The 11,800-nt window shown below is 72.7% G+C and carries 11 protein-coding genes; 10 read left to right on the forward strand and 1 reads right to left on the reverse strand.

What is annotated here, in order from left to right; all coding sequences use genetic code 11:
* Positions 1-113: 113 nt before the first annotated feature.
* Positions 114-770, reverse strand: a complete 657-nt coding sequence (gene idi, locus P3T27_RS18040; protein ID WP_280679611.1) for an isopentenyl-diphosphate Delta-isomerase — start codon at positions 768-770, stop codon at positions 114-116.
* Positions 771-1,225: 455 nt separating this feature from the next.
* Between idi and P3T27_RS18045 the strand changes: the two genes are divergently transcribed.
* From P3T27_RS18045 to P3T27_RS18090, 10 genes are all read left to right on the forward strand, one after another.
* Complete coding sequence (locus P3T27_RS18045; RefSeq protein WP_280679613.1) at positions 1,226-1,981, forward strand: phosphocholine cytidylyltransferase family protein; 756 nt, start codon at positions 1,226-1,228, stop codon at positions 1,979-1,981.
* Positions 1,969-3,030: an iron-containing alcohol dehydrogenase family protein gene (locus P3T27_RS18050; protein WP_280679615.1), complete on the forward strand. Its 1,062-nt coding sequence runs from the start codon at positions 1,969-1,971 to the stop codon at positions 3,028-3,030. Before P3T27_RS18045 ends, P3T27_RS18050 begins: the two co-directional genes overlap by 13 nt.
* A gap of 91 nt (positions 3,031-3,121) precedes the next feature.
* Positions 3,122-3,859 carry a CDP-alcohol phosphatidyltransferase family protein gene (locus tag P3T27_RS18055; protein WP_280679756.1) on the forward strand — a complete coding sequence of 246 codons (738 nt, stop codon included), beginning with the start codon at positions 3,122-3,124 and terminating at the stop codon, positions 3,857-3,859.
* 73 nt (positions 3,860-3,932) lie between these two features.
* Positions 3,933-4,832: a glycosyltransferase gene (locus P3T27_RS18060; RefSeq protein ID WP_280679617.1), complete on the forward strand. Its 900-nt coding sequence runs from the start codon at positions 3,933-3,935 to the stop codon at positions 4,830-4,832.
* Positions 4,833-4,969: 137 nt separating this feature from the next.
* Positions 4,970-5,911, forward strand: a complete 942-nt coding sequence (locus P3T27_RS18065; protein WP_280679619.1) for an ABC transporter permease — start codon at positions 4,970-4,972, stop codon at positions 5,909-5,911.
* Positions 5,904-6,713 carry an ABC transporter ATP-binding protein gene (locus P3T27_RS18070; protein WP_280679621.1) on the forward strand — a complete coding sequence of 270 codons (810 nt, stop codon included), beginning with the start codon at positions 5,904-5,906 and terminating at the stop codon, positions 6,711-6,713. Before P3T27_RS18065 ends, P3T27_RS18070 begins: the two co-directional genes overlap by 8 nt.
* A 322-nt stretch (positions 6,714-7,035) precedes the next feature.
* On the forward strand, positions 7,036-7,983 hold the full coding sequence (gene hpnC / locus P3T27_RS18075; RefSeq protein ID WP_280679628.1) for a squalene synthase HpnC: 948 nt from the start codon (positions 7,036-7,038) through the stop codon (positions 7,981-7,983).
* Between the two features lie 41 nt (positions 7,984-8,024).
* Positions 8,025-8,882, forward strand: coding sequence for a presqualene diphosphate synthase HpnD (gene hpnD / locus P3T27_RS18080; RefSeq protein WP_280679758.1), 858 nt, complete (start codon positions 8,025-8,027; stop codon positions 8,880-8,882).
* A 172-nt stretch (positions 8,883-9,054) separates the two neighbouring features.
* Positions 9,055-10,488 carry a hydroxysqualene dehydroxylase HpnE gene (gene hpnE, locus P3T27_RS18085; protein ID WP_280679630.1) on the forward strand — a complete coding sequence of 478 codons (1,434 nt, stop codon included), beginning with the start codon at positions 9,055-9,057 and terminating at the stop codon, positions 10,486-10,488.
* A gap of 236 nt (positions 10,489-10,724) precedes the next feature.
* Entirely contained in the window at positions 10,725-11,795 is a 1,071-nt protein-coding gene (locus P3T27_RS18090) for a polyprenyl synthetase family protein (RefSeq protein WP_280679760.1), read from the forward strand.
* Positions 11,796-11,800 lie beyond the last annotated feature (5 nt).

The following is an 11,800-nucleotide window of genomic DNA, read 5'->3' on the forward strand; positions in this document are numbered from 1 at the left end:
AACCGGCCGCCGCGAACCGCACCCCGCCCACCGCGAACCGCAACCGCCCACCGCCCGCGGCGAACCGCAACCGGCCCCCGCCCGCCGCGAACCGCAGGAGACGGCCCCGCCTCCTACCAGTCCCGCCCGGCGATCTCCCGGATCCCCGGCAGCGCCGCCTCGAAGACCGTCTCGAACCAGACCGAGAACGGCCGCTCGGCACGCAGCTCCCGCAGCTCCTGCGCGGTCACGAAGGCGAAGTCGTCCACCTCGTCCGGGTCGGGCTCGACGCTCGCCGTCACCAGCCCGACGAACAGGTGGTTCCACTCCCGCTCGATCAGCCCGGAGGCCTCGTCCGGCAGGTCGTAGCGCACGGTCCCCGCCTCGCAGAGCAGCGCCGGCGCGATGCCCAGCTCCTCGGCGGTGCGGCGGGCGGCGGCGACGAACGGCGGCTCGTCCGGGTACGGGTGGCCGCAGCAGGTGTTCGACCAGACGCCGGGGGAGTGGTACTTGCCCAGTGCCCGCCGCTGGAGCAGCAGCCGCCCCTGCCGGTCGAAGAGGAAGACCGAGAAGGCGCGGTGCAGCCGACCCGGCTGCTGGTGCGCCCAGAGCTTCTCGGCGGTGCCGATGGTGACGCCCTCGTCGTCGACCAGTTCGAGCAGGATCCCGGTGCCGGCGGCGTCGGTCCCGGCCGTGGTCCCCGGGTTGACCGTCACGTCTGTCTCGACGTCGAGACCGGTGTCGATCTCGGAGTCGAAGTGTGTCGGGTTGGTCGGCAGACTCTGGGGCATGAGGCCTCTTTCGGGGGCGGGAGCAACGGAAGCATCGGGTACGTCCGGTACACCGAGTGCAGCGGACGCAGCGAGGGCACCGGCGCCGGCGTCGGGCTCCAGTCTGCCGTATGGGTGGCGGTCGGTACCGGTCCCACGCACAACCGGGCGGATCATGACCGTCCTGCGACCGATTCCGGGCACGGATGGGCCCGAGACGTGCTCGGAAGGGTCATCGGAATAGCAGGACCGTTCGGTACGCGTTCGATTCACGTTCGAGCACCGCTTCGCCACCCTCCCGTCACCTCGCAGCCCCCCGGCCGCGTTCGGGCTGGTCGCCCGGGTCGCCTACCATCGCTTACGAGACGGTGCCCGCACTCGCGACGGCACCGGCGCGCCGATTCGCGGCCCGGCCGGACGGAAAGCCGGTGCCCCGGCACCCCCCGCGCACCGCACGACGGATCAGGAGACCCCGCATGATCGGCCTCGTTCTGGCAGCCGGCGCCGGCCGCCGGCTGCGCCCGTACACCGACACCCTGCCGAAGGCACTGGTGCCGGTCGACGGGGAGCGGACCGTGCTGGACCTCACCCTCGGCAACTTCGCCGAGGTCGGGATCCGCGAGGCGGCGATCGTCGTCGGCTACCGCAAGGAGGCGGTGTACGACCGCAAGGACGCCCTGGAGAGCAAGTACGGCGTCAAGCTCCACCTGGTCGAGAACGACAAGGCCGAGGAGTGGAACAACGCCTACTCGCTCTGGTGCGCCCGCGAGCTCTTCACCGAGGGCCTGCTGCTGGCCAACGGCGACACCGTGCACCCCGCCTCCGTCCAGCGCACCATGCTGGAGGGCAACGCCCGGCTGGTCGCCGAGGGCCGGGAAGCCGGCATCCTGCTCGCCCTCGACACGGTGAAGAAGCTCGCCGACGAGGAGATGAAGGTCGTCGTCGACCCGGCCGCCGGCATGCGCCGCATCACCAAACTGATGGACCCGACCGACGCCACCGGCGAGTACATCGGCGTCACCGTGATCAACCCGTCCGCCGCCGTCGACCTGGCGGACGCGCTGCGCGCCACCTACGAGCGGGACCCGCAGCTGTACTACGAGGACGGCTACCAGGAGATGGTCGACCGCGGCCTGCGGATCGACGTGCAGCCGATCGGCGAGGTGTCCTGGGTCGAGGTCGACAACCACGACGACCTGGCGAAGGCGCGGGAGATCGCGTGCCAGTACTGACCCGGCTGGTCCCGTCACCGCTGTTCGTCGAGATCCGTTCGGGCGCGCTGGACGCGCTCGGCGGCATCCTCGCCGACCAGCGGCTGTCCGCCTCGGGCCGGATCGCGGTGGCGATCAGCAACGGCTCGGGCGCGGCGATGCGCCGGCGCCTGGAGCCGGCCCTGCCCGGCGCCGACTGGTACAACGTGGACGACGGCAGCCTGGACAGCGCGGTCAGCCTGGCCGAGTCCATGCGCGGCGGGCACTACGACGCGGTCGTCGGCCTCGGCGGCGGCAAGATCATCGACGCCGCCAAGTACGCCGCCGCCCGGGTCGGCCTGCCGCTGGTCGCGGTCGCCACCAACCTGGCCCACGACGGCATCTGCTCGCCGGTCTCCACGCTCGACAACGACGCCGGCCGCGGCTCCTACGGGGTGCCCAGCCCGATCGGCATCATCGTCGACCTGGACGTGATCCGGCAGGCCCCGCCGCGCTTCGTGGCGGCCGGCATCGGCGACGTGGTCTCCAACATCTCGGCCTGCGCGGACTGGGAGTTGTCCCACGCGGTGACCGGTGAGCCGGTGGACGGACTGGCCGTGGCGATGGCCCGCTCGGCGGGCGAGAACCTGCTGCGGCACCCAGGAAACACTCAGGATCAGGACCTCCTGACGGCCCTCGCGGAGGCCCTGGTACTGTCCGGCATCGCGATGAACATCGCGGGCAGCACCCGGCCTTCCTCGGGCGCCTGCCACGAGATCTCGCATGCCCTGGACGTGCTGTATCCCAAGCGTTCCGCCCAGCACGGCGAACAGGTCGGCCTCGGCGCCGCGTTCGCCAGCTTCCTGCGGGGCGAGCGCGAGCTGACCGGTCTGATCGTGGAGCGCCTGGCGAGCCACGGACTGCCGGTGACCGCGGCTCAGATCGGCTTCACCGAGGCGGAGTTCACCGACGCGGTGCACTACGCTCCGAACACCCGCCCGGGGCGCTTCACCATCCTTGAGCACCTTGACCTCTCCCCCTCAGCCATCAGGGACGCGTACGCCGACTATGTCCAAGCCGTCAACAGCTGACCCCTCCACCACGGGCGCCGAGCGGCCCCCGGTGGACCTGACCCGCCGGCCCTCGGTCGAGGAACTGCGCGCGGTGATCCACCCGGAGGGCATGCTCCAGCGCCGCAGCGCCGAGCACTGGGCCGGGCGCCTGTACATGCGGCGGATCTCGCTGCGGATCACCCGCGTGCTCTCCACCGTGACGGCGATCACGCCGAACGGCCTGACGTACCTGATGATGTTCACCGGCGTCCTGGCCGGTGCCGCGCTGGTCGTGCCGGGCATCGCGGGCGCGGTGCTGGGGGCCCTGCTGATCCAGGTCTACCTGCTGCTGGACTGCGTGGACGGCGAGGTGGCCCGTTGGCGCCGGCAGACCTCGCTGACCGGCGTCTACCTGGACCGGGTCGGCCACTACATGTCCGAGGCGGCCCTGCTGACCGGCCTGGGCCTGCGCGCCACCGACCTGCTGCACCGCGAGGGCGGCGGCTCGCACTGGGAGTGGGCGTTCCTGGGCACACTGGCCGCGCTCGGCGCGATCCTGATCAAGTCCGAGACGGACCTGGTGGACGTGGCCCGGGCCCGCAGCGGCCTGACGGCGGTCCAGGACAGCGCCTCGGTGCCGCGCTCGGCTTCGGTGGCCAAGGCCCGCCGGGCGGCCTCCTTCCTGAAGTTCCACCGCCTGGTCGGCGCGGTCGAGGCCTCGCTGCTGATCCTCGCGGCCGGGATCGCCGACGCCGTCCACGGCGGGCTGTTCTTCACCCGGCTCGCGGTCGTGCTGCTGGCCGCGATCGCCATGCTGCAGACCGTGCTGCACCTGCTCAGCATCGTCCTCTCCAGCAGGCTGCGATGAGCGGGCACAGCGAGCGGATCATGGACAGGCGCGCGTGGGCGACCGCCCCCGCCGAGCGAAGCGAGGTGGGCGGATGAGTGCTCCGACCAACACGGAGACCTTCCGTCTCGGTGCCGTCATCATCACCATGGGCAACCGTCCCGAGGAACTGGCCGCCCTGATCGACTCGGTCCGCGCCCAGGAGGGCGCGACGATCGAGCTGGCCGTGGTGGGCCAGGGCGCCGCGCTGCCGTCGCTGCCGGAGGGCGTGCGCAGCGTGGAGCTGCCGGAGAACCTCGGCATCCCGGGCGGGCGCAACGTCGGCATCGAGCTGTTCGGCCGCGACGGCCGGGACGTGGACGCCGTCCTCTTCCTGGACGACGACGGGCACCTGCCGCGGACCGACTCGGCCCGCCTGCTGCGCGAGGCCTTCACGGCCGACCCGGAGCTGGGCATCGTGTCCTTCCGGATCGCCGACCCCGACACCGGCGTCACCCAGCGCCGGCACGTCCCCCGGCTGCGCGCCAGCGACCCGCTGCGCTCGTCCCGGGTGACCACCTTCCTGGGCGGCGCGAGCGCCGTGCGCTGCGCGGTGTTCGAGCAGGCCGGGCAGCTGCCCGCGGAGTTCTTCTACGCCCACGAGGAGACCGACCTCGCGTGGCGTGCGCTGGACGCCGGCTGGGCCATCGACTACCGGGCGGACGTGGTGCTGCACCACCCCACGACCTCGCCCGCCCGGCACGCTACCTACTTCCACAACGTGGCGCGCAACAGGGTTTGGCTCGCGAGGCGGAACCTTCCGGCCCTGTTGGTGCCTCTCTATCTGGGAACCTGGTTCCTGCTGACCCTGGCCCGCCGCCCCTCCCCGGAGGCGCTGAAGGCCTGGTGGGGCGGGTTCCGGGCGGGCTGGCGCGAACCCTGCGGTCCGCGGCGGCCCATGCGATGGCGTACCGTTTGGCGATTGACCAGGCTGGGCCGGCCACCGGTCATCTGATCGAATGATCGATCGCCGCGGCCGGTGGCCACACACCGGCCGGACTCTCCCCGTGATCCCAGTGGATCCCCCTCGGCGCAAGGCCGGCGGACCCCCGCCGACCGGCCGCCCCGACCGATCCCGCGTGAAGGACGAATGTGTCGACAGTGAGTGAACCCGTCAGCCTCTCAGCCCCCCGCGGGGCTGACGCGGGCCTGACCCCCAAGCAGCTTGCGGACAAGTACGGCCTGGCAGTCAGCGGCAGACGGCCCGGCCTGATCAGCTACACCAAGCAGCTGTGGGCCCGGCGCCACTTCATCTGGGCCTTCGCCACCGCCCGCCTGGTGGCGCAGTACACCGACGCCAAGCTCGGCCAACTGTGGCAGGTCGTGACGCCGCTGCTGAACTGCGCGGTGTTCTACCTGGTCTTCGGCGTGATCCTGAAGAGCAAGGACAACTTCCCGCCGGACACCTACATCGCCTGGCTCTGCATCGGCGTCTTCGTCTTCCAGTTCACCCAGAACGCGGTGCAGTCCGGCACCCGGGCGATCTCCGACAACCTCGGGCTGATCCGCGCGCTGCACTTCCCCCGCGCCTCGCTGCCGATCGCCTTCACGGTGATCCAGCTCCAGCAGCTGCTGATCTCGATGGTGGTGCTGGTCGGCACCGTGCTGATCAGCGGCATCACGCCGGGCCGCACCTGGCTGCTGATCATCCCGGCGCTCCTCCTGCAGATGATGTTCAACACCGGCATCGCCCTGGTCATGTCGCGGCTCGGCGCCAAGACCAGTGACATCTCGCAGCTGATCCCCTTCGTGATGCGGGCCTGGATGTTCCTGTCCGGCGTGATGTTCAGCATCCAGGACAAGATCAAGGAATGGCCGCACGCCATCCAGGTGCTGATGTCCGTCAACCCGGCGTCGGTCTACATGGACCTGCTCCGGCACGCGTTCGCGCCGATCATCTACAACAAGCACCAGCCCCAGCACCAGGATCTTCCGCACCACCAGTGGGCCTACGGCATCGGCTGGGCGGTCGTGATGTTCGTGATCGGATACGTCTTCTTCTGGAAGGCCGAGGAGGAGTACGGCCGTGGCTGACGTCGACCTGAGCAAGCTGGACACCATCCGGGACGCGGACATCGCCCGCGAGCCCACCGTCGTCGTCGACGACGTGCACATCGTCTACCGGGTGCACGGCGCCGGCTCCGGCAAGGGCAGTGCGACCTCGGCGATGAGCCGCATCATCAGCCGCAAGCGCTCCGCGGGCGTGCGCGAGGTGCACGCCGTGCGCGGCATCAGCTTCACCGCGTACAAGGGCGAGGCGGTCGGCCTGATCGGCTCGAACGGCTCCGGCAAGTCGACCATGCTGGCCGCCATCGCCGGCCTGCTGCCGACCGAGAAGGGCGGCATCTACACCAACGGCCAGCCCTCGCTGCTGGGCGTGAACGCGGCCCTGATGAACGAGCTCACCGGTGAGCGCAACGTCATCCTCGGCTGCCTGGCGATGGGCATGTCGCCGGCCGACGTGAAGAGCCGCTACCAGGACATCGTCGACTTCTCCGGCATCAACGAGAAGGGCGACTTCATCTCGCTGCCGATGCGCACGTACTCCTCCGGCATGGGCGCCCGCCTGCGGTTCGCCATCGCCGCCGCGAAGACCCACGACGTGCTGCTGATCGACGAGGCGCTGGCCACCGGCGACCAGGCGTTCCAGCAGCGCAGCAAGAAGCGGATCGAGGAGCTGCGCAAGTCCGCCGGTACGGTCTTCCTGGTCAGCCACGACAACAGCTCGATCCGCGAGGTCTGCGAGCGGACGATCTGGATCGAGCACGGCGAGCTGGTCATGGACGGCCCGACCGAGGAGGTCGTGAGCCGTTACGAGCGCGGCGAGCGCCCGTAACACCGTGGGGCGACCCACGGTGGTGGGTGCGTGAGCCACTCGTGCAGGGGGCCGGTTCCGGGGTTTTCCGGGGCCGGCCCCCTGCCGTGCGCCCCCGCCGGTACCCCGGGTGGCCCGCCGCCGCGGGGGTGAGCGCCCCGTGCGCCGGGCGGGGCGGTCTTCTCCGGCGCGGCCCGTGGTGTCAGGCTGTAGGCGCGGGGGCGGTGTGCCGGACGTGGCGCCCCTGCTCGGACGCGTGTCCGAGTCGGGCCGGTGATACCCAGCGGTGTAGAACGGGGGAGTGACAGCAGTGTCGGCTTCGGCCCAGCCCAGAGATACGTCGGTGAACCGCTCCGCGGGGGAGACCCTGGACAAGGCGGGCGCGGAGAACTTCCCGGTCGCCCCGTTCTTCCTGCCCGCCGCCTGGCGCGACGACCTGATGGCGGTCTACGGCTTCGCCCGCCTGGTCGACGACGCCGGCGACGGCGACCTGGCCGATCCGGCCGCCACCGCCGCCCTGCTCGGGGTCGACGCCAGGCCCCCCGCCACTCCTTCGGCCCAGCCCGGCCCGCCGACTCCGGCGGAGGTCGCCTTCCGCCTCGCGCTGCTGGACGGCCTGGAGCACGACCTCGACCGGGTGTTCGGGGCGGCGCTCCACCCGGGGGGCCCCGACGGCCCCCGGCACCCGCTGCTGCGCCGCCTCGTCCCGCTGGTCGACCGGCGCGGGCTCACCCCGGAGCCGTTCCGCCGCCTGATCGAGGCCAACCGGGTGGACCAGACCACCGCCCGCTACGCCGACTTCGACGACCTCATCGGCTACTGCACCCTCTCCGCCGACCCGGTCGGCCGCCTGGTGCTGGCCATCGCCGGCGTCTCCACCCCCGAGCGGATCGAGCTGTCCGACGCGATCTGCAGCGGCCTCCAGGTGGTCGAACACCTGCAGGACGTGGCCGAGGACCTGGCCCGCGGCCGGATCTACCTCCCGACCGAGGACCTCGTCCGGTTCGGCGTCACCGAGGCCGACCTCGCCGCCCCCACCGCCGACGGCCCGGTGCGCGAGCTGATCGCCTTCGAGGTGCGTCGGGCCCGCACCCTGCTCGACCGCGGCGCGCCATTGGTAGGTACGGTTCGGGGGAGGCTTCGACTGCTCCTGGCGGGATTCACCGCCGGCGGGTACGCGGCCCTGGCGGCCATCGAGGACGCCGGGTACGACGTACTCGCGCAGCAGGCGAAGCCGGACAAGCGCCGCCTCGCAGCGAAGGCGGCGGCCATCTTCGCGAAGGGAAGGTGAACGCCCGAGTGGCGGCATCACCACTGGCGTCGGCCCAGGTCATGGCGGCGTACCGGTACTGCGAGGCAGTCACCGGACTTCAGGCGCGCAACTTCAGCTATGGCATCCGGCTGCTTCCCGAACCCAAGCGGCTGGCCATGTCGGCCCTGTACGCCCTGGCCCGCCGGGTCGACGACATCGGCGACGGGGACCTCCCGTCCGACCGCAAGGCCGAGGCGCTGGTGCGCACCCGGGAACTGGTGGACGAGGTCCGCGCCGGGGCGGTCGCCGAGGACGACACCGACCCGATCAAGGTCGCGCTGGCCGACGCGGCCCGGCGCTTCCCGATCCCGCTCGGCGGCTTCGACGAACTGATCGACGGCGTCGAGATGGACCTCAAGGGTGCCGAGTACCAGACCTACGAGGAGCTGAAGGTCTACTGCCGCTGTGTGGCCGGCGCGATCGGCCGGCTCTCGCTCGGCGTGTACGGCTGCGAGGACCCCGAGCGCGGGGCACGGTACGCGGACACCCTGGGCCTGGCCCTGCAGCTCACCAACATCCTGCGCGACCTGCGCGAGGACGCCCTGAACGGCCGCACCTACCTGCCCACCGAGGACCTGGCCCGATTCGGCTGCGAGCAGGGCTTCGCCCTGCCCAGGCCGCCGGTCGGCGCCGACTTCACCGGCCTGGTGGCCTTCGAGGCCGCCCGCGCCCAGGCCGCCTTCGAGGACGGCCTGCGGCTGCTGCCGATGCTCGACCGCCGCAGCCGGGCCTGCACCGCCGCGATGGCCGGGATCTACCACCGGCTGCTCGGCCGGATCGCCGCCGACCCCGAGTCGGTGCTGCGCGGCCGGGTCTCGCTGCCGGGCTGGGAGAAGGCGTACGTGGCGCTTTCCGGGCTCGCCGGGGGGCGTTCTTGATTCTCACCACAGTTCTGTCACGCTGTGTCAGCGGGGAATCACCTGCGGGTGGAGCAGTGTTGACCACGACTGTGCCGACCACGAGCGTGCCGACCACGAACGGGCCCGCCACAGGCGTGCCGGCCACAGCGACCGCCGCCGGGCGGTCCAGCAATCGCGAGGGGGAGGGTCGATGACCGGGCGAGCCGATGCCGCGCGCCCGGCCGCCGTCGTGATCGGCGGTGGCCTGGCCGGGATCACCGCCGCGCTGCGGCTGGCCGAGGCCGGCCACCGGGTCACGCTGGCCGAGGGGCGGCCCCGGCTCGGCGGGCTGGCGTTCTCCTTCCAGCGCGGTGAGCTGACCGTCGACAACGGCCAGCACGTCTACCTGCGCTGCTGCACCGCCTACCGCGGCCTGCTGGAGCGGCTCGGCGCCACCCGGCTGGTCACCCTGCAGGACCGGCTGGACGTCCCGGTGCTCTCCGTCTCCGGGTCCGAGACGGCCCCGGTGCGCACCCTCGGCCGGCTGCGCCGGGCCGGCCTGCCCGTCCCGCTGCACCTGGCCGGCAGCCTCGCCCGCTACCCGCACCTCGGGCCGGCCGACCGCGCCCGGGTGGTCCGCGGCGCGCTCGCCCTGCAGGGTCTGGACCTCGCGGACCCGGCGCTGGACGAGATCTCCTTCGGCGAGTGGCTGCGCCGCAACGGGCAGAACGCGAACACCCTCGCCGCGCTCTGGGACCTGGTCGGCGTCGCGACCCTGAACGCCCGGGCCGACCAGGTGTCCCTGGCACTCGCCGCGATGGTGTTCAAGACCGGCCTGCTCTCCGACCCGGGCGCCTCCGACATCGGCATGGCCGCCGTCCCGCTCGGCACGATCCACCACGACCGGGCGCTCGCCGAGCTGGAACGCGCCGGCGTGAAGGTGCTGCTGCGCGCCCGCGTCGCGGAGCTCAAGCCCGCCGAGCCCCAGCACGCCGTCCGGCTGGAGGGCGCGGAGCCGATCGCCGCCGAGACCGTCGTCCTGGCCGGTGCCCAGGACAGCGCGGCCGCCCTGCTGCCCCCGAACGCGATCGCCGACCAGGAGCGGCTGGCCGACTTCGGCACCGCGCCGATCCTCAACGTGCACGTGGTCTACGACCGCAAGGTGCTGCGCCGACCGTTCTTCGCCGCCCTCGGCTCCCCGGTGCAGTGGGTCTTCGACCGCACCGCGCACTCCGGCCTGGCCGGCACCGAACTCGGCCGGGCCCACCCCGGCGCCCAGTACCTGGCGCTCTCGCAGTCCGCCGTCCAGGACGAGATCGACCTGCCGGTGGCCGAGCTGCGCCGCCGCTACCTGCCGGAGCTGGCCCGGCTGCTGCCGGCCGCGGCCGGCGCCGAGGTGCTGGACTTCTTCGTCACCCGCGAGCGCACCGCCACCTTCGACCCGGCGCCCGGCAGCGCGCAGCTGCGCCCGTCGGCCCGGACGAACGTCCCCGGCCTGGTGCTGGCCGGCGCGTGGACGGCCACTGGCTGGCCCGCGACCATGGAGGGGGCCGTGCGCAGCGGCCACGCCGCCGCCGACGAGGCACTCGCCGCGACCGGCACCCGGCTCCCGGTGGACCGGGGCGACGGGAGGTGGCCCCGGTGACGGCGGGCGCCGCCGTCGGGGACCCCGCCAGACCCGGCGGGCGCGCCGTCGGCCGAGCCGGTGTCACCGACTCCGGCCGCACCGACGCGGGCCCTACCGACGCCGGCCGCACCGACACCGGCGACACTGGCACCAGCCGCATCCACACCAGCCGCACCGACATCGCAAGCACCCGGCCGCCCCGGGCGGTCCGGCACCACGAGGGAGAGGGAACGCACGTGGAGTCACGCACCGGCATCGCCGTCGGAGGCACGGCGCACGCCGAACCGGTCTCGGTGCCGGAGCTGCTCGCCCGCAGCCGCACGCTCTGCACCCCGCCGCTACGGGCCGCGGTCGCCCGTTTGGCCGCACCGATGGACACCGTCGCCGCCTACCACTTCGGCTGGATCGACCGGGACGGCACCCCGGTCAAGGGCGACGGCGGCAAGGCCGTGCGCCCTGCTCTGGCGCTGCTGTCCGCCCAGGCCGCCGGCGCCGCCGCAGAGGTCGGCGTGCCGGGCGGAGTCGCGGTTGAACTGGTGCACAACTTCTCCCTGCTCCATGATGATCTGATGGACGGTGACGAGACCCGGCGGCACCGGGCCACCGCCTGGACGGTCTTCGGGCCGGCCCAGGCGATCCTGGTCGGCGACGCCCTGGCGACGCTCGGCACGGAGGTGCTGCTCGACGCCGCGGTGACCGGCGGTACGAGCCCCACCGATGTCGTGCGTGCCGTCCGGCTGCTCACCACGGCAAGCCGCCGGCTGATCGACGGCCAGGCCATGGACGTCGCCTTCGAGCAGCGCGACAGCGTCACCGTCGCCGAGTGCCTGGAGATGGAGGGCGGCAAGACCGCGGCGCTGCTGGCCGCCGCCTCCGCGATCGGCGCCGTCCTGGCCGGGGCCGACGACAAGGTCTCCGAACCGCTCCAGCGCTACGGCCACCACCTGGGCCTGGCCTTCCAGGCGGTGGACGACCTGCTCGGCATCTGGGGCGCCACCGAGGTCACCGGCAAGCCGCACTGGGGGGACCTGCGCCAGCGCAAGAAGTCCCTGCCGGTCGCCGCCGCGCTGGCCGAGGGCGGGGCGGCCTCGCGCAGGCTCGCCGAGCAACTGGCCGACCCGAAGGGCCGCGGAGAGGAGGGCGAGCCCGAGCTCGCCGCCCGGGCCGCGCTGATCGAGGAGGCCGGCGGCCGCGCCTGGACCCAGGAGGAAGCCCGCCGCCAGCACACGACTGCCCTCGCCGCCCTGGACGAGGTGCCCATGTCCGACGAGGTGCGCGAGCACTTCGTCGCACTCGCCGAATTCGTGGTGGTACGAGAGAGGTGACGTTA

Source organism: Kitasatospora sp. MAA19, from assembly GCF_029894125.1.
Taxonomy (GTDB): domain Bacteria; phylum Actinomycetota; class Actinomycetes; order Streptomycetales; family Streptomycetaceae; genus Kitasatospora.